This window comes from Mesorhizobium sp. B2-2-3 (assembly GCF_006442405.1).
Taxonomy (GTDB): domain Bacteria; phylum Pseudomonadota; class Alphaproteobacteria; order Rhizobiales; family Rhizobiaceae; genus Mesorhizobium.
The window spans coordinates 328,007-346,342 of the sequence record NZ_VFWC01000004.1; the positions used below are offsets into that span (position 1 = coordinate 328,007).

The 18,336-nt window shown below is 63.9% G+C and carries 16 protein-coding genes and 1 tRNA gene; 7 read left to right on the forward strand and 10 right to left on the reverse strand.

Translation table 11 applies throughout. The features are described 5' to 3' along the window. Window positions 1-2: 2 nt before the first annotated feature. Window positions 3-1,295 (reverse strand): pitrilysin family protein, encoded by a 1,293-nt coding sequence (locus FJ951_RS10180; protein WP_140494943.1) that lies wholly within the window; start codon window positions 1,293-1,295, stop codon window positions 3-5. 14 nt (window positions 1,296-1,309) lie between these two features. Then, window positions 1,310-2,707, reverse strand: a complete 1,398-nt coding sequence (gene thrC, locus FJ951_RS10185; protein ID WP_140514840.1) for a threonine synthase — start codon at window positions 2,705-2,707, stop codon at window positions 1,310-1,312. A gap of 129 nt (window positions 2,708-2,836) precedes the next feature. Between thrC and FJ951_RS10190 the strand changes: the two genes are divergently transcribed. Further along, window positions 2,837-3,562 carry a hypothetical protein gene (locus tag FJ951_RS10190; RefSeq protein ID WP_140514841.1) on the forward strand — a complete coding sequence of 242 codons (726 nt, stop codon included), beginning with the start codon at window positions 2,837-2,839 and terminating at the stop codon, window positions 3,560-3,562. Between the two features lie 35 nt (window positions 3,563-3,597). On the opposite strand, the gene FJ951_RS10195 is transcribed toward FJ951_RS10190, so the two are convergent. Next, on the reverse strand, window positions 3,598-4,287 hold the full coding sequence (locus FJ951_RS10195; protein ID WP_140514843.1) for an HAD family phosphatase: 690 nt from the start codon (window positions 4,285-4,287) through the stop codon (window positions 3,598-3,600). Between the two features lie 165 nt (window positions 4,288-4,452). Between FJ951_RS10195 and FJ951_RS10200 the strand changes: the two genes are divergently transcribed. Further along, the gene (locus tag FJ951_RS10200; RefSeq protein WP_140514844.1) at window positions 4,453-5,586 is read left to right on the forward strand and encodes a site-specific DNA-methyltransferase; all 1,134 of its coding nucleotides are present in this window, start codon (window positions 4,453-4,455) and stop codon (window positions 5,584-5,586) included. A 66-nt stretch (window positions 5,587-5,652) separates the two neighbouring features. Here the strand turns inward: FJ951_RS10200 and FJ951_RS10205 are convergent, their stop codons facing one another. After that, window positions 5,653-6,264: an HAD family phosphatase gene (locus FJ951_RS10205; protein WP_140494934.1), complete on the reverse strand. Its 612-nt coding sequence runs from the start codon at window positions 6,262-6,264 to the stop codon at window positions 5,653-5,655. After that, window positions 6,261-7,475 carry an A/G-specific adenine glycosylase gene (gene mutY / locus FJ951_RS10210; protein WP_140494932.1) on the reverse strand — a complete coding sequence of 405 codons (1,215 nt, stop codon included), beginning with the start codon at window positions 7,473-7,475 and terminating at the stop codon, window positions 6,261-6,263. The genes FJ951_RS10205 and mutY overlap by 4 nt, the downstream gene beginning before the upstream one ends. Window positions 7,476-7,531: 56 nt before the next feature. Between mutY and FJ951_RS10215 the strand changes: the two genes are divergently transcribed. From FJ951_RS10215 to smc, 3 genes are all read left to right on the forward strand, one after another. Further along, entirely contained in the window at window positions 7,532-8,032 is a 501-nt protein-coding gene (locus FJ951_RS10215; protein ID WP_140494930.1) for a DUF721 domain-containing protein, read from the forward strand. A 142-nt stretch (window positions 8,033-8,174) separates the two neighbouring features. After that, window positions 8,175-8,918, forward strand: coding sequence for a DsbA family protein (locus FJ951_RS10220; protein WP_140494928.1), 744 nt, complete (start codon window positions 8,175-8,177; stop codon window positions 8,916-8,918). A 114-nt stretch (window positions 8,919-9,032) separates the two neighbouring features. After that, entirely contained in the window at window positions 9,033-12,491 is a 3,459-nt protein-coding gene (gene smc / locus FJ951_RS10225; RefSeq protein WP_140514845.1) for a chromosome segregation protein SMC, read from the forward strand. Window positions 12,492-12,568: 77 nt separating this feature from the next. Here smc and FJ951_RS10230 read toward each other — a convergent pair whose 3' ends face one another. From FJ951_RS10230 to FJ951_RS10240, 3 genes are all read right to left on the reverse strand, one after another. Next, the gene (locus FJ951_RS10230) at window positions 12,569-12,937 is read right to left on the reverse strand and encodes a VanZ family protein (RefSeq protein ID WP_140494924.1); all 369 of its coding nucleotides are present in this window, start codon (window positions 12,935-12,937) and stop codon (window positions 12,569-12,571) included. Window positions 12,938-13,003: 66 nt separating this feature from the next. Further along, window positions 13,004-13,078: transfer RNA gene (locus FJ951_RS10235), tRNA-Gln, on the reverse strand. Between the two features lie 133 nt (window positions 13,079-13,211). After that, window positions 13,212-13,556, reverse strand: coding sequence for a VOC family protein (locus tag FJ951_RS10240; RefSeq protein WP_140494922.1), 345 nt, complete (start codon window positions 13,554-13,556; stop codon window positions 13,212-13,214). 214 nt (window positions 13,557-13,770) lie between these two features. Between FJ951_RS10240 and ppdK the strand changes: the two genes are divergently transcribed. Together ppdK and FJ951_RS10250 are read left to right on the forward strand one after the other, a co-directional pair. Further along, window positions 13,771-16,449, forward strand: a complete 2,679-nt coding sequence (gene ppdK / locus FJ951_RS10245; RefSeq protein ID WP_140514847.1) for a pyruvate, phosphate dikinase — start codon at window positions 13,771-13,773, stop codon at window positions 16,447-16,449. A gap of 144 nt (window positions 16,450-16,593) precedes the next feature. Continuing rightward, entirely contained in the window at window positions 16,594-17,334 is a 741-nt protein-coding gene (locus tag FJ951_RS10250) for a polysaccharide deacetylase family protein (protein ID WP_140494917.1), read from the forward strand. 38 nt (window positions 17,335-17,372) lie between these two features. Here the strand turns inward: FJ951_RS10250 and FJ951_RS10255 are convergent, their stop codons facing one another. Together FJ951_RS10255 and FJ951_RS10260 are read right to left on the reverse strand one after the other, a co-directional pair. Then, window positions 17,373-17,762, reverse strand: coding sequence for a DUF427 domain-containing protein (locus FJ951_RS10255; protein ID WP_140494914.1), 390 nt, complete (start codon window positions 17,760-17,762; stop codon window positions 17,373-17,375). Between the two features lie 139 nt (window positions 17,763-17,901). Next, on the reverse strand, window positions 17,902-18,258 hold the full coding sequence (locus FJ951_RS10260; RefSeq protein ID WP_140514848.1) for a hypothetical protein: 357 nt from the start codon (window positions 18,256-18,258) through the stop codon (window positions 17,902-17,904). Between the last annotated feature and the right edge of the window lie 78 nt (window positions 18,259-18,336).

Below are 18,336 nucleotides of genomic sequence, written 5' to 3' on the forward strand. Positions count from 1 at the left end.
GCTTAGACGGCGAGCTTGCGGGCCGTGGTGGGCGTGCCCGGAAGCGAATCGAGGATCGCTTCGTATGGCGCCAGCGTACCCACGGGCCCTACAGCGGTAAGCGTCGGTTTGGTCGAGAACAGCCGTGACGACAGGTCGGTCAAACGATCGACCGTCAGCGCCGACAGCCGCTCCATCAGTTCCTCCTTGGCGATCGGCCGGCCGAACAAGAGCAGCTGTCTCGCGATCTGCGAGGCGCGGCTGGCCGGGCTTTCCGCCGACATGATCAGACCTGCGCGGTATTGCGCGCGCGCCCGGTCGAGCTCTTCCTGCAGGATGTTCTCGCCGGCCTTCTGCAATTCCTCGATGATGACGGGCACCAGTTCGGCGATGTCGCTCTGCCCGGTCGCGGCATGGACGCCGAATATGCCGGTGTCGGAAAAGCCCCAGTGGAAGGCATAGACCGAATAGCACAGGCCACGCTTTTCGCGGACTTCCTGGAACAGCCTGGACGACATGCCGCCGCCGAGGATCATCGACAGCACCTGCGAGGCGTAGAAATCGCGCACATGGTAGGCGCGGCCTTCGAAGCCCAGCACGATCTGCGCGTCCATCAGGTCGCGGTCCTCGCGGAAATCGCCGCCAACATATTGCGCATATTGCGGGATGGTGTTGTCGGCCTTGGTGCGGAAACCGCCGAGCTGCTTTTCCACCTCGCGCACGAAATTGTCGTGCTTGATGTCGCCGGCGGCCACGATCACCATGCGTTCGGCGCCGTATTGGCGCTCGATGAAATCGTGCAATTGCTTCGAGGTAAAGGATTTGACGGTCTCCGGCGTGCCCAGAATCGAGCGGCCGATGGTCTGGTGGCGAAAGGCGGTCTCGGTGAACCGGTCGAACACGATGTCATCGGGCGTGTCGTGCGCGGCGCCGATTTCCTGCAGGATCACGTGTTGCTCGCGTTCGAGCTCCTGCGGATCGAATTCCGATTCCTGCAGGATGTCGGCAAGAATGTCGACGGCCAGCGGCACGTCGTCGGAGAGCACCCTGGCATAGTAGGATGTGGTCTCGACGCTGGTGGCGGCGTTGATCTCGCCGCCGACGTCCTCGATTTCCGAGGCGATCTCGAAGGCTGTTCGCCGCTTTGTGCCCTTGAACGCCATGTGCTCGAGCAGATGGGCCATGCCATGCTCTTCATCACGCTCATTGCGGGCACCCGACTTGACCCAGGCACCCAGGGCAACCGATTCGATGCTTGGAAGGGTTTCGGTGGCGACTGTCAGGCCGTTCGACAGACGGCTTACCTCAACACCCATATGGTTCGTACTCCTTAACGCGCCGCTCGCGCACGGCGGCTGACGTAATCTTCCACCATTTTCAGGTCGGATGGAAGTACCGTGTATTTTTCCTCCGATGTCATCAATCCACCTAGCCATGCGGGCAGTGCGGGTGACACGCCGCTGGCGGCCTCGACGGCGGCCGGGAATTTTGCTGGGTGCGCAGTGCCCAGCACCACCATCGGCACGGCATTCGAAGCCTTGCCGGCCGCGACATGCACGGCTGCCGCGGTATGCGGATCAAGCAGGTAGTTGCTAGCCGCGAGCGTCGAGCGTATCGTCGCGGCGACCTCGTCCATAGCTGCGCGGCCGGCATCGAATTCGGCCCGCATCCCCGCGATTTCCGCGGCTTCTATGGTGAAGGCGCCGGATTGTTTGAGCCCGGCCATGTAGCGCCGCACGGTCGCCGGGTCGCGGCCCGACGCCTCAAACAGCAGGCGCTCGAAATTCGACGACACCTGGATGTCCATGGAAGGCGAGGTGGTCGCGAACACGCCCTTGGTGCGGTATTCGCCGGTCGCGAAAGTGCGTGCCAGTATGTCGTTGTCGTTGGTGGCGATGACCAGCCGATCGATCGGCAGGCCCATTTTTTTGGCGGCGTAACCGGCAAAGATATCGCCGAAATTCCCTGTGGGCACGGTGAAGGAGACGGGGCGATCGGGCGCGCCGAGCGACAGGGCCGAGGAGAAATAATAGACGATCTGGGCCATGATGCGGGCCCAGTTGATCGAATTCACCCCCGACAGCGAGACACGGTCGCGAAAGACGTGATCGTTGAACATGTCCTTGAGCATGCCCTGGCAATCGTCGAAATTGCCTTCGATCGCCAGGGCATGCACGTTCTCAGCCTTCGATGTCGTCATCTGCCGTTGCTGCACCGGCGACACGCGGCCATGCGGGAAGAGAATGAAGATGTCGGTGCGGCTGCGCCCGGCGAAGGCGTCTATCGCTGCTCCGCCGGTGTCGCCCGATGTGGCGCCGACGATGGTGGCATTCTGGTTGCGTTCGGCGAGCACATGGTCCATCAGCCGGGCGAGCAACTGCATCGCCACGTCCTTGAAGGCGAGCGTAGGTCCATGGAAGAGTTCGAGGACAAAAGCGTTGGGGCCGGTCTGGACCAGCGGGCAGACAGCCTCGTGGCGGAAGGTGGCATAGGCCTCCCGCACCAGGCGCTCGAACACGGGGGCCGGGATTTCGTCGCCAAGGAACGGCGACAGCACCCGGATGGCCAGTTCGGGATAGGCCAGGCCGCGCATGGCGCGGATCTCGGCCATCGAGAATTGCGGCCACTGGCGCGGCACATAGAGCCCGCCGTCGCGTGCCAGGCCTGTCAGGACGGCATCGCAAAACCCAAGCGCGGGCGCCTCGCCGCGGGTACTCACATATTGCATCGTCACAATTCCGTTACTGCCTTGGGTTTTCGACCCACGCAAGGTGGTTAATTTCTACGCTGGCTCAGTCGCATTTTTGCCGCGCGGTTGATATACGTCACCAGCTTTGCGAGAGGGAAGTGCAGTTTCATGGCGTTTCATACATTCAGCGGTCGCTTTTTCGCGGGTCTTGCGCTCACCGGCTTTATGCTTGCCGCCGCCGGCTGCCAATCAGGCGACAACGGTATGCTGAACCTGGGTTTTGGCAAGAAGGACCCGACCGCGCCACCGCCGCCGCAGGACCCCAAGATTTTGGCCAGCCAGTTGAATGCCTATTGCCCGAGGGTGATGCTTCGCGACGGCACGGCATTCTTCAACACCTACGCCAACGAAGCCCGGAAGCCCAGGCCCAAGCTCAAGAAGACCGGCGACGCCGCGCAGGATGCCGCGGCCCAGGCTGCGGCGGATGCTGCCGCTGCTACTCCGCCGGACGATTCGGCGAGGGTCATTTATCAGGCCTCGATCAGCGACGTGACCCGCGATTGCAGCCGCGCCGACGGACAGCTGACGATGAAGATCGCCGTCGCCGGCAAGATCGTGCCGGGACCGAAATTCACGCCCGGCACCATCACCATGCCGATCCGCACCGCGGTAATGCATGGCACTGAGGTGCTTTATTCCCAGATCCACCAATACCAGGTCCAGGTTACCGACCCCTCGGTCGCCACGCAGTTCGTCTTCACCGATTCCAACGTCGTCGTGCCGGCGCCGACGGCGCAGGATTATCAGGCCTATGCCGGCTATGATGAAAATGCGCCGAAGGCCGCGACCGACAAACCGAAGAAGAGCAGGAAGAAAGCCGCCGCGACCAACTAAATCCGCGGGGGTGCTCGTCGGGGCCTAGCGGACGCTCACGCGTCCGCCGACCATTCTGATAGGGCGGCCAGCGTGCCGCTCAGATCCGCCCAGCGGCGGATCACCGTCTCGGCGCCCGCCTCCGTCAGCGCATCGGCATGGCCGGGATAGCTATGGGCGGCGCCGGTGAACCCGATGACACGCATTCCTGCCGACCTTGCGCCGGTCACGCCGTGCACGGAATCCTCGATGACGAAAGTGTTTGCCGGATGGGCGCCGAGCTTTTCGGCGGCGAACAGGAACACGTCGGGAGCCGGTTTGGTTTTTCCGGTCGGCGTCTCCATCGCGGAGAAGATGCGCCCGGCAAAGAATGGCAGCAGATGCACCTTCTCCAGCATGAATTCTATCCGCTCCGAGCGTGAGTTGGAGCAGATGCAACGTTGCGCCGTCACCGAGGCGACCGCTTCGCGCACGCCCTCGATGGCACGAACGTCGCTGCGCAGTTTCCGGTCGACCAGCTCTTCGGCGCGATCGATCAGCGAAACCTGGAACGGGATGTTGGACTTCTCCTCAACCCGCATCAGAATGTCCTTGAACGTCAGCCCCGCATAAGTCTCGGCAATCTCCTCGGCCGAGATTTCGTATCCGGACAAGGTCAGGAGCTCGGCCTCGACGCGCGCGGCGATGATTTCGGAATCGACGAGCACGCCGTCGCAATCGAAGATGACAAGGTCTGGCTGGGGCATGGTGATCCGGGCAATGAGAACGGGCAGGCTTCAGGCGGCGCGGCATACACCAACGGGCACGTCGGCGCAAACCGGCGGCGTCCGATCGCTGCCCTTCACCGAATATTTACGCTGATCGGTAACCATAACCGGGAGTAAACAGTAACGCGTGCCTTGGGTGTAAAAATGTCAGCCGTGCGTCTTGTCGACGAGCTTTCCCATGCTCCCCAGCAATCCGAATGGCTGGACACGATCCTGAAGGGCGACTGCGTCGCGGCGCTCGACCGGCTGCCCGAAAAATGCATCGACGTCATCTTCGCCGATCCACCCTACAATCTGCAGCTCGACGGCGACCTGCACCGGCCCGACCAATCCAAGGTCGATGCGGTGGACGACGACTGGGACCGGTTCGAGAGCTTCGAGGCCTACGATGCCTTCACGCGCGCCTGGCTGCTGGCCGCGCGCCGGGTGCTGAAGCCCAACGGCACCATCTGGGTCATCGGCTCCTATCACAACATCTTCCGGGTCGGGGCCAAGATGCAGGACCTCGGCTTCTGGATCCTCAACGACGTCGTATGGCGCAAGACCAACCCGATGCCGAATTTTCGCGGCCGCCGCTTCCAGAACGCGCATGAGACGATGATCTGGGCCTCCCGCGACCAGAAGGGCAAGGGCTATACCTTCAACTACGAAGCGTTGAAGGCGTCGAACGACGACATACAGATGCGTTCCGACTGGCTGTTCCCGATCTGCACCGGTGGCGAGCGTCTGAAGAACGACAATGGCGATAAACTGCACCCGACGCAGAAGCCGGAGGCGCTGCTCGCCCGCGTCATGATGGCCTCGACCAAGCCCGGCGACGTCGTGCTCGATCCCTTCTTCGGCTCCGGCACGACAGGCGCGGTGGCGAAGCGCCTCGGCAGGCATTTTGTCGGCATAGAGCGCGAGCAGGCCTATATCGACGCCGCCAATGAGCGCATCGACGCGGTGCGGCCGCTCGACGGCGCGGACCTGACCGTGCTCACCGGCAAGCGCGCCGAGCCGCGCGTCGCCTTCGTCAGCCTGATCGACACGGGGCTGGTGACGCCCGGCGCGACGCTCTACGACGCCAAGAAGCGCTGGGCGGCCAAGGTCCGCGCCGACGGCACGGTGGCGATCGGCGACAGTGCCGGATCGATCCACAAGATCGGCGCCGAAGTTCAGGGCCTGGATGCCTGCAACGGCTGGACCTTCTGGCACTATGAGCGCAGCGGCGGCCTGACCCCGATCGACGAACTGCGTCGCATCGCGCGTCTCGGCATGGAAAGGGCAGGGGGCTGACCCTGCCGATTGCCGCGGCCTTGGCGTTGGTTCAAAGTCTCAACGAAGTACTGGAAGCGATTCAAATCACGCCTTGATTCCGAGCCGCTCAAGGTCTGCTTGAAGTGTCTTGGCATCGGTGAACAGCACTGCCTGCCAGCCGGCCGCTTTGGCGCCGTCGACATTCTTCTGGCTGTCGTCGATGAACAGCGTCGCGGACGGTTCGAGCTCGAACGCGGCGACGTGATGGTCGTAGATGTCGCGATCCGGCTTGATCTTGCCGATCTCACCCGAAATGGTGACACCGCGCGGACGATTGAGAAAATCGAAGCGTTTGCGCGCTTCGGCCAGCGTATCGGCGGCGAAGTTGGTCAGCATGGTGACATCGTGGCCGCTGTCGATCAGACCGACCATGATGGCGACGCTGTCGTCATAGGCATGCGGCACCATGTCGTGCCAGTGGCGGCGAAAATTGCGGATGTTTTCCGCGTGATCCGGGTGGTCCGCGATCAGCAGCGTTTCCGCCTCTTCCCATGTCCGGCCGCGGTCCTGCTCGATGTTCCAGTCATGCGTGCAGACATTGTCGAAGAACCACTTTCTCTCCTCGGCATCGGGAATAAGCCGGCTGAACGGGATGTTCGGATCGTAGTGGATCAGCACTTTGCCGATGTCGAACACGATGTGGCGGATTTCAGTCATGGGGCCTCTCTGCACTGTTCGGTGACGGCTTTTTTCGTCGCGCCGGGTATCGCAGCCTCGATTGCCTTTTTCATGACAGTGGGCAGCGCTTCACCCGAAATGTCCGACGGCAGCGACCAGAAATGCCCGGCGGGCGTCTCGCCGGTGCTTCGGGCGAGGAAGATTTCGAGCTCGAGCGCAAAATGGGTGAAGACATGCGCGATCCGGCCGGCTTGTCGCCAGTCGCCGGGAAAGGGTGCGGCCGCCGCTGTGGTCGCGCCGTCCAGCCGCGCCGTCCAGCCGGTCGTCGGCACCTCGGTCATGCCGCCGAGCAGCCCTTTGTCGGCGCGTTTGCGCAGAAGAATGGCACCGTCGCTTCGCACGGCGACGAAGGCTGCGCCGCGCCGCAGCGGTTTGTCGGCCTTGGGCAGGCGCACGGGATATTGTTCAGGATCGCCTGAAACGACCGCGCTGCAGCCCTCGCGCAGCGGGCAAAGCATGCAGCGCGGCCGGCGCGGGGTACAGATCGTGGCGCCGAGGTCCATCATCGCCTGAGCGAAATCGCCGGGCCTCGTCGTGGGAACCATGCGCTCGACACGGGCGCGAATGTCGGCCTTGGCTTCGCTGAGCGGCGTGGCAATGGAGAACAGGCGGGTCACGACACGTTCGACATTGCCATCGACGACGGCAGCCGGCCGGTCGAAAGCGATCGCCGCGATCGCCGCCGAAGTATAGGCGCCGATACCCGGCAATTCCTTCAAGCCGGCTTCCGTATCCGGAAACCGGCCGTCGCGCCCGGCCACCAGATCGGCACAGGCCTTGAGGTTGCGGGCACGGGAATAGTAGCCGAGCCCTGCCCAGGCTTTCATCACGTCCTCGACGGGCGCCGCCGCCAGCGCCGCGACATCAGGCCATTTCTCGACAAAGGCGCGAAAATAGGCCTTCACGGCTTCAACCGTGGTCTGCTGCAGCATGACCTCCGACAGCCAGATCCGGTAAGGATCGGGCCGCACGCCACGGGCATGGTCGCGCGGGGTCACGCGCCACGGCAACTCGCGATGATGCACGTCGTACCATGCGAGCAGGCGGGATGCGGTATCGCCAGCTTTGCTGCTGTCCCCGGACGCAGCTCTGCTGCTGTCACTAGACGCAGCTTTGCTGCTGTCACTAGACGCAGCTTTGCTGCTGCTGTCCTCTGATATGGCCTTGCGGGTCTGCTCGTGCGGTGCCATTGATCTCGTATCGGCCTCGGCCGGGAAGAGTGGAGGTGGGTGGCTGGAGAACGCACATGGCAGGGAAAAAGCCCTTCGGCAATCCCGTTCCGGTGAGCGATCTCGCCACCGCGATCCTCGACCCGGTGCTGCGCAAGCGGGCGGGCATTTCGGTCAGCCTGGTCCAGTCGTGGGAAGAGATTGCCGGTTCGCGCCTGGCCGGCCATTCGCGCCCTGAAAAGATCCAGTGGCCTCGGCGGCTGCACGAAGACGACCCGTTCGAGCCGGCCGTGCTGGTGATCGCCTGCGAGGGCATGGCGGCGCTCCATCTGCAGCATGAGGCCGGCGAGATCATCAATCGCGTCAATGCATTTCTCGGCTTCACGGCCATCGGCCGCATCAGGATAGTGCAGAAGCCGGTTCTAAGTGAAAAGGCGCGGCCGAAACCACCCGTCAGGCCTCTCAATGAGGCGGAAAAATCAAGACTGTCGCACATCGTCGGCAAGATAGAAGACGATGGCCTGCGTGCCTCTCTGGAGCGGCTCGGCGCCACTATTCTGGGACAAAGAAAGTCATAGCACCGTCGCCAATCTCGCGATTTCGTGATTATAAGCTTCAAGTTTCACGATTGGATTGGGGACGGCGATGCCTTAATTCGCGCCAACTCTCGCCTTTTCGTGCCTTTGCGTTGCAAAATCCAACCCCTGTCAGGTGATTCGTATGAACCGTCCTCCGTTCGGCAAAAGCTTGTCCCGCAGAAACCTGCTGTCTTCGCTGGCCGCCATTCCGGTGGTGGCCGTGCTTGCGGCATGCAGCGACTCTGGTGAGGAAGCCAAGGCGGCCGATGTGAAGCCTGCCGCTCCCGCCGCACCCGCGACATCGGCCACGCCGGCCGCCGTCAAGGCGCCGGAGGCTCAAGGCACCGTCGACATGGCCGAACTGCTTAAGCCCGGCGCATTGCCCGACAAGCAACTCGGCAAGGACGACGCCAAGGTCACGATCGTCGAATACGCCTCGATGACCTGCCCGCATTGCGCGCATTTTGCCGAAACCACCTTTCCGGAATTGAAGAAGAAATACATCGATACCGGCAAGGCGCGCTATATTCTGCGCGAATTCCCGTTCGATCCGAGCGCCGAGGCCGGTTTCATGCTGGCGCGCTGCGCCAAGGACAACTACTTCCCGATGGTGGATGTCCTGTTCAAGCAGCAGGCGAACTGGGTGGGCGTGTCCAACACCAAGGATGCGCTGCTGCAAATCTCCAAGCTCGCCGGTTTTACACAGGAGTCCTTCGAAGCCTGCTTGACGGACCAGAAACTTCTGGACGATGTGAGGGCGGTCCAGAAACGCGGCGCCGACGAATTCAAGGTCGACTCGACGCCGACCTTCTTCATCAACGGAAAGACCTACAAAGGGGCGATGTCGATTGAGGAAATGTCGGCCATCATCGACCCTCAGCTCTGACGTCCTGGCGATGCCGAAGCGGCAGCGCTTCGGCATGCGTGGCCTTTGGCCGTGCTGCGCGCCGCCGCAAACCCGCGGCGCGTTTTCGCAAAAGTCGCTTTCAGGGCGGCGTGAATGAAGTTTTCGCGCCTTCGCCTCCTCGGTTTCAAATCCTTCGTCGAACCAGGCGAGTTCGTGATCGAACGCGGCCTGACGGGCATTGTCGGGCCGAACGGCTGCGGCAAGTCTAACCTTGTCGAGGCGCTGCGCTGGGTGATGGGCGAAAGCTCCTACAAGAACATGCGCGCGTCCGGCATGGACGACGTGATCTTTTCCGGCTCGGGCACGCGCCCGGCACGCAATACCGCCGAGGTCACGTTGTTCCTCGACAACAGCGATCGCTCGGCGCCGGCAGCCTTCAACGACGCCGACGAATTGCAGGTCTCGCGCCGCATCGAGCGTGAGGCGGGCTCGCTCTACCGTATCAACGGCAAGGAAGCGCGCGCCAAGGACGTGCAGCTTCTGTTCGCCGACCAGTCGACCGGCGCGCGTTCGCCCTCGATGGTTGGCCAGGGTCGCATCGGCGAGCTGATCCAGGCCAAGCCCCAGGCGCGCCGCGCCCTGCTGGAAGAAGCGGCCGGCATTTCCGGCCTGCATACGCGCCGCCACGAGGCCGAACTCAGGCTCAAGGCCGCCGAGCAGAACCTCGAGCGCCTGGATGACGTCGTTGGCGAGCTGGAAAGCCAGATCGAAAGCCTGAAGCGCCAAGCACGCCAGGCCTCCCGCTTCAAGAACCTGTCGGCCGACATCCGCAAGGCCGAGGCGACGCTGCTCCATCTGCGCTGGACGCTGGCCAAGGCCCAGGAAGGCGAGGCACGTTCGGCGCTGGCCGTCGCCACCGCCCTGGTTGGCGACCGCGCCGCCGCCCAGATGGCGGCCGCCAGGGAGCAAGGTATCGGCGCGCATCGGCTGCCCGATTTGCGTGACGCCGAAGCTGCGGCGGCCGCGGCCTTCCAGCGCCTGTCGATCGCCAGATCGCAGATCGAGGAAGAAGCCGGCCGCATCCGCGCCCGTCAGGCGGAACTCGAGCGCCGGCTCCAGCAGCTCGACGGTGACATCGCCCGCGAGGAGCGCATGGTGCGCGACAATGCGGATATCCTGGAACGCCTGCGCGCCGAGGAAGCAGCGCTCAACTCCGAAAATGGCGGCGCGGCCGAGCGTGAAGCAACCACCCGCGCCGCCTTCGAACAGGCAGCCGCGACGCTCTCGCAGAGCGAAGCCAGGCTTGCAGCACTTACCGCCGAGCGGGCCGAGGCCGCCGCTTCGCGCAATCAGGTCGAGCGGACGCTGCGCGAGACCGCCGAGCGTCGGGACCGTTTCGCCCGCCAACTCGCCGATGTCGACCGCGAATTGTCGGAAATGCTCTCCAAAGTCGCGGGCCTGCCCGACCCGGCCGAGAAGCGACTTCTGGTCGAGGACGCGCTGGCGCGGCTCGAAGAGAGCGAGGCCGGCGCGATTGCCGCCGAACAGGCGGTCGCCGAGGCGCGCGCCGCCGAAAATGCCGCCCGCCCGCCGTTACAGGACGCCAGGGCCGAACTGGCGCGCATCGAAACCGAAGCCCGCACGCTGGCCAAGATCCTGAACGCAGCCAGCGGCGATCTCTTCCCGTCCGTGCTGGAACAGATCAGCGTCGAGCGCGGCTATGAGACGGCCTTGGGCGCCGCCCTCGGCGAGGACCTTGACGTGCCGCTCGACCGCAGCGCCCCGGTGCATTGGGGCGAGAGCGCGATCCAGACCGGTGACGCCGCGCTTCCCGAAGGCATCAAGAGCCTGGCCAGCGTGGTACGTGCCCCGGCGCAGCTTGCCCGCCGGCTGGCGCAGATCGGCATTGTCGAAGCCGCCGACGGCCGCCGCCTGCAAGGGCTGCTCGCGCCCGGCCAGAGGCTGGTCAGCCCTGAGGGCGCGCTGTGGCGGTGGGACGGGCTGACCGCCAGCGCCGACGCGCCGACCGCGGCCGCGCAACGCCTGGCGCAAAAGAACCGGCTGGCCGAGCTCGATGCCGAAGCGGTGCAGGCGACGCTTGTGCTGCGCGAGGCCGAGGCAGTGCTCGCACAGGCCGAACAGTCGCTTCGCGAGGCCAGCGAGGCCGAGCGCGCCGCGCGTCAGGCCGGACGCGACGCCCAGCACGGGCTGGACGCCGCCCGCAACGCGCTGGCCGAAGCCGAAAAGGCCGGCGGCGAGTTGGCGAGCCGGCGCGCCGCCCTGGACGAGGCCCGCGCCCGTATTGTCGACAGTCATGAAGAAACTTCGGCCGCCTTTGCCGAGGCGGAAATGCTGCTGCAGGACGCGCCCGATCTCGGCGACCTGCAGATACAGCTCGAGCAATCCTCGGCCAATGTCGCCCGCGACCGCGCCACGCTCGCCGATGCGCGTGCCGTCCATGAAGGGTTGCGGCGGGAGGCCGAGGCGCGTTCGCGCCGGCTCGATGCGATCGGCGCCGAGCGCAGCAACTGGCTGGAGCGCGCCGAGAACGCTTCGACGCAGATCGCCTCGCTGGGCGAACGCAAGGCAGAGGCCGAGGCCGAACGCGAGAGATTGGCCGACGCACCCGACGAGATCGATGCCAAGCGGCGCGCCTTGCTGTCGCAGCTCACCGAAGCCGAGACCTTGCGCAAGGCGGCAGCCGACCGTCTGCAGGAAGCGGAGAACAGGCAGGCCGAACTGGACAAGGCGGCCACCGGCGCCATCCAGTCGCTGGCCGAGGCGCGCGAGACCCGTGTCCGCGCCGAGGAGCGCTTGACCGCGGCCGACGAGCGCCGGCTGGAGGTCGAGGCGCGCATCCAGGAGACGCTGAACACGCCGCCACATCTGGTCATCCGCCATACCGGGCTGGAAGCGGACGATCCGATGCCCGAAATGGCCGAGATCGAGCGCCAGCTCGACAGGCTGAAGATCGAGCGCGAGCGGCTCGGCGCCGTTAACCTGCGCGCCGAGGAAGAGCAGAAGGAGCTTTCGGACCGGCTGGAGACCATCGTCTCGGAGCGCGAGGACATCATCGAGGCGATCCGCAAGCTCCGGCAAGCGATCCAGAGCCTCAACCGCGAGGGCCGCGAGCGGCTTCTCGCGGCCTTCGACGTGGTCAACGGCCATTTCCAGCGGCTGTTTTCGCATCTCTTCGGCGGCGGCACGGCGGAATTGCAGCTGATCGAATCCGAGGATCCGCTTGAGGCGGGGCTTGAAATCCTTGCCCGTCCGCCCGGCAAGAAGCCGCAGACCATGACGCTGCTGTCCGGCGGCGAACAGGCGCTTACGGCGATGTCGCTGATCTTCGCCGTGTTCCTCACCAACCCGGCGCCGATCTGCGTGCTCGACGAGGTCGATGCGCCGCTCGACGACCACAATGTCGAACGCTTCTGCAATCTGATGGACGAGATGGCCAAGACCACCGAGACGCGCTTCGTCATCATCACCCACAATCCGATCACCATGGCGCGCATGGACCGGCTGTTCGGGGTGACCATGGCCGAGCAGGGCGTCAGCCAGCTCGTTTCGGTCGATCTGCAGGCAGCCGAAGCCATGCGCGAGGCAAGCTGACTTCACCTCAACGTGCCGTGCTGAAGCCTGATTTTGAGCGTTGTCTTTCGCGGTAAGGCAGTCGGTTCGGCTTCTTCTCACCTTGCGCGTTGCACGATCCAGGTCGCCCAGATCGCGGCCAGCAGACCGCATGCAATGCCAATGCAATCGGCAACCCAGTCGAGCACGTCGAAATCGCGGCCTATCGCCGTGGTGCCCTGGAGAATTTCTATGGCAGCGCCGACAAAGGCGAGGAAGACGATCAGCGCCGGCTTGTGCCGCGGCCAGCCGAGGCTGCCCAGGAAAGCCAGCACGGCGAATGCGCTGGCGTGATTGAGCTTGTCATAATGGAAGCCGATATCGATTCCGAATTGCTTGAGGCGATGTGCCGGCAGCAGCGCGAGAACGAGGACGGCCAGGAGCGTGACGACAAAGGCAATCCGCTCGGCGACGGAATAGATTCTCATTCTGCTCCAACAACATGTCTCCGGTATAAACCGTAACCTATGTGTCCGGAACGGACCTTGCGCGCTTGGCTGGGGCGCCAGGATTCGAACCTGGGAATGTCGGTACCAAAAACCGATGCCTTACCACTTGGCGACGCCCCAGCAGCTGACATGCGTCGACTGCGCGCGGCCTTATAGGCTGTGCCGGTGGAAAGCTCAATGCCTGGAGATTGCGACTTTCCTGCTGATCCACGACTCCGTTGGCGACGGTCGTCTCATGCGCCGGTCGTGCCGCCTATTCTCCCCACACCGCCATCTCGTTTCCAGCCGGGTCGGCAAAGTGGAACCGCCTGCCGCCCGGAAACGAAAAGATCGGTTTGATGATCGTGCCGCCGGCATTCTCGACGGCTGCCAGCGTCTCTTCCAGATCCTGGGAATAGAGCACCGGCAACGGCTTGGCGGTGGCGTCGCCGCTGTCGGCCTGGAAACCGCCGTCCAGTCCCTCGCTAAAGGCCGAATAGGTCGGGCCATAGTCGGTGAACGACCAGGCAAAGGCGGCGCTGTAGAAGGCTTTCACACTGTCCAGCGTCGCGCCGGTTGCCGGCAGTTCCAGATAGTCGAGTTTTCCGGTGAGCTTCATGATGCACCTCTTCGTTCCCTGTATGTTCTAGTCTTGGACCGTTGCACTGGCAAGTCCTTTTGCCGCAGCTTTTGCTTAATCGATTGTAGCGGCCAAACGGCTTTGCCGACGCCTTGCCTTTCGCATTGCAGCATCATATCCGTCCAAAGTCGGGATATGGCGGGGCTTTCTGTTTCGTCAATCTTTCCAATCTCCTGCAACCGGAGAGCAAAGCATGACCAAGTGGGTTTTCACCTTTGGCGATGGTGCGGCCGAAGGCCGGGCTGGCGACAAGAATCTGTTGGGCGGCAAGGGTGCCAATCTGGCCGAGATGTGTAGCCTTGGCCTGCCGGTGCCGCCGGGCTTCACCATCACGTCGGAGGTCTGCAACGCCTACTATGCCAACGGCCGCGCCTATCCGGCAGGGCTTGAAGCGGACGTCGCCGTGGCGCTGGACCATATCGGCCGGCTCACCGGCCGCCGTTTCGGCGATCCGTCGAAACTGCTGCTTGTGTCGGTGCGCTCCGGCGCCCGCGCCTCGATGCCTGGCATGATGGACACCGTGCTCAATCTCGGCCTCAACGACGAAACCGTCGAGGCGCTGGCCGCCGATTCCGGCGATGCGCGCTTTGCCTATGACAGCTACCGGCGCTTCATCCAGATGTATTCCGATGTCGTCATGGGGCTCGACCACGAGGTGTTCGAGGAGATCCTCGAGGATCAGAAGGCCAGCCTCGGCCATGAACTCGACACGGAACTGACAGCTATCGAGTGGCAAGGCGTCATCGCGCTCTACAAGGCCAAGGTCGAAGAGGAGCTCGGCAGGCCGTTCCCGCAGGATCCGCACGAACAGCTCTGGGGGGCGATCGGTGCCGTGTTCTCGAGTTGGATGAACAACCGCGCCATCACTTACAGGCGCCTGCACGATATTCCCGAAAGCTGGGGCACGGCGGTCAATGTCCAGGCCATGGTGTTCGGCAACATGGGTGAAACTTCGGCCACCGGGGTCGCCTTCACTCGCAATCCGTCGACCGGCGAAAAGCAGCTCTATGGCGAGTTCCTGGTGAATGCGCAGGGTGAGGACGTCGTCGCCGGCATCCGCACGCCGCAGAACATCACCGAGGCGGCCCGCATCGCCGCCGGCTCCGACAAGCCGTCATTGCAGAAACTGATGCCGGACGCCTTCCAGTCCTTCGTCACCATCTCGGACAGGCTGGAAAAGCACTACCGCGACATGCAGGACCTCGAATTCACCATCGAGCGCGGCAAATTGTGGATGTTGCAGACGAGGTCCGGCAAGCGCACCGCCAAGGCGGCGCTCAGGATCGCCGTCGAGATGGCCAGGGACGGCTTGATCTCGAAAGAGGAAGCGGTCGCCCGCATCGATCCCGCCTCGCTCGACCAGCTCCTGCACCCCACCATCGATCCGAAGGCCGCACGCGACGTCATCGGTGTCGGCCTGCCGGCGTCTCCAGGCGCCGCTACCGGCGAGATCGTCTTTTCCTCCGCGGACGCCGAGGATCTCAAGGCGCAAGGGCGCAAGGCTATTCTGGTGCGTGTGGAGACCAGCCCCGAGGACATCCACGGCATGCATGCGGCGGAAGGCATCCTGACCACGCGCGGCGGCATGACCAGCCATGCTGCCGTCGTGGCGCGCGGCATGGGCAAGCCGTGCGTTTCGGGCGCCGGTTCGCTGCGCGTCGACTATAAGGCAGCTACGCTGATGTCGATGGGGCAGACCTTCCGCAAGGGCGACATCATCACCATCGACGGCGGCAACGGGCAGGTGCTCAAGGGCGCCGTAGCGATGCTCCAGCCCGAGCTTTCCGGCGATTTCGCCGCCATCATGGAATGGGCGGATGCGGTGCGGCGCATGAAAGTGCGCACCAACGCCGAAACCCCGCTCGATGCGCGCATGGCGCGCTCCTTCGGTGCCGAAGGCATCGGCTTGTGCCGCACCGAACACATGTTCTTCGATGGCGCCCGCATTATCGCCATGCGCGAGATGATCCTGGCCGACACCGAAAAGGACCGGCGCGCCGCGCTTGCCAAGCTGCTGCCGATGCAGCGAGCGGATTTCCTGGAGCTGTTCGAGATCATGGCCGGCCTGCCGGTGACCATCCGCCTGCTCGATCCGCCGTTGCACGAATTCCTGCCCAAGACCGAGGCCGAGATAGCCGAAGTCGCGGCGGCGATGAATGTTGCGCCGGACAAGCTCAGGCAGCGCACCGAGGCGCTGCACGAATTCAACCCGATGCTCGGTCATCGCGGCTGCCGGCTTGCGGTGTCCTATCCCGAGATCGCCGAGATGCAGGCGCGCGCCATTTTCGAGGCCGCCGTCGAGGCCGGCCGCAAGGCCGGCGCGCTGGTGGTACCCGAGATCATGGTGCCGCTGGTCGGGCTTGTGAAGGAACTCGACTATGTCAAGGCGCGCATCGATGCGGTGGCCAAGAGCGTCATGGACGAAAGCGGCGTCAAGATCGACTACCTGACTGGAACCATGATCGAGCTCCCCCGCGCGGCGATCCGCGCCCATGTCATCGCTGAATCGGCCGAGTTCTTCTCTTTCGGCACCAACGACCTGACCCAGACGACATTCGGCATCTCGCGCGACGACGCGGCCTCGTTCCTGGAGACCTATCGCCAGAAAGGCATCATCGAACAGGATCCGTTCGTATCGCTGGACATCCATGGCGTCGGCGAACTGGTGCGCATGGCCGCCGAGAAGGGCAGGGCGGCGCGGCCAGGGATCAAGCTCGGCATTTGTGGTGAGCATGGCGGCGATCCGGCCTCCATCCGCTTCTGCGAGGAGGTCGGACTGGACTATGTGTCCTGTTCGCCCTACCGCGTGCCGATCGCCAGGTTGGCGGCCGCGCAGGCGGCCGTTCAGGTGGCAAAGGCGGGCCGCGGCTGAGCGCCTGCCGCCGATCGGAACGAGGAACTGCCGCAAGACGGTCAGATTGTCGCGTCTGGTGCTTTTCTGCTATCCAGCTCCGATTTTCGCCTTCATGCGGGTCTTGGGATGCCTGCGTGAAACGCCCGATTGGAATTGGATTTGATGCGCCTGCTGCAAAAAAATCTCTGCATTGTCGCCATGTCTTTGGCCGTCGTGTCCAGCGGCCATGCCGCATCGCTGGTCGAACCCATCCTGCACATCAAGCCGGATGCAGGTGGAACCGGGCGCATTGCCTTGACCCTCGATGCCTGCGGCGGACGGACCGACAACCGCATCCTCTCGGCGCTGGTGGAAAACAGGATACCTGCGACCATCTTCGTCACCGGCATCTGGCTGAAGCGGAACGCCGCCGCCGTCGAGATCATGCGGGCGCATCCCGACCTGTTCGAACTGGAAAACCACGGCGGCCATCACATCCCGGCCGTCGACACGCCGCAGAAGATCTATGGCATACGCAGCGCCGGCAGTCCGGAAGCGGTTCTGGCCGAGGTCGAGTCGGGCGCCGTCGCCTTGGCCGGGACTGGCGAGCCAGCGCCGAAATGGTTTCGTGGCGCGACCGCGGAGTATAGTCCGTCGGCGATCGCCATGATCCGCAAGCTGGGCTTCAAGATCGCCGGCTTCTCGATCAATGGCGACGGCGGTTCGCTGCTCGGCGCCAGGGAAACCACAAGGCGCATAGAAGCGGCCAAGGATGGCGACGTCATCATCGCCCATATCAACCAGCCGACCCATGCCGCCGGGGAGGGCGTCGTGCAGGGCCTGCTGGCGCTCAAGCAGAAGGGACTGACCTTCGTGCGGCTCGATGATGCCGGAGGCTTCGGCAATAACGGCACCACCGACTGATCGGCAGGACGGCAGGTCCGGCCTCCTCGTTCGTCCGTTCAAGCTGGCTTGGCTTCGATGCTGACCTTGCTTGCGTAGAACGCGCCGTGGTTGCGGATTTCAGCCATTTCGTCGAAAGGCTGCTCATAGGCCCACATCGCATCCTTGCCTGCCTCGGCGGCAGGCAGCACGCTCCAGTAGCTTGCGTCGCCCTTGTAGGGACAATGGGTGGAGGATTGCGTGCCGCTCAGCTTGTTGAAATCGATGTCTGCGAACGGGATGTAAAAGGCGGCCGGATAGGGCGCTTCCGTCAGCACCTTGGCGTTCGTCGATGAGGCGATAACAGTGTCGCCTGCACGCACGGTGACGGTGCCCTTATACGGTTCGACGGTGATGACCTTATCGGGGTTGCGCTGGAAGCCGGGTGCCGGGTTGGCGATCTTGTCCATGCTGTTTCTCCTCGTCTCAGCTTTAAGTGTGTCGACGAGGTGGTTTGCGCAAGGCCGACGGTCGCCAGCAATCCGCAATCAATCTCCAGCCGTGGGCGCTGCCGACGGCATTTTTAGCGATGACCTTGTCCGGCGAGGCTCAGGCCGCGGTTCTGAACGCGTCCATCAGGCCGGCATAGGCGGCCGCGATACCGGCCACGGGATTGCTGCTCCTGGATGCGGTCTCGACTTTCAAGTGGCCGCCGCCGGTCGGCAAGGTTAGCAGCAGGAATTGACGACTGCCGCCATCGCCCACGGATGCCGCGGCGACGTGCTCGCCTTCCCCTTCGTTCTGGACGCACATCTTGAACAGCAGCGTGCCGCCCACCGCTTCGAGCGCACCGCCGACAACTTCAACAAATTCATCTTCGGAAACAGTCTTTGTGTCCGGCACCAGATCGCCCAGGCTTTCGGCAAGCGTGCTTTCCAGTGCCTTATCGTCGAGCTGCGTGTCCATGCGAACCTCTTTCAGTCGCCAATCGCACCCCTTTGCCCATTAACGAAACTTAATGCCGACGATGGCCGGATTGTGGCG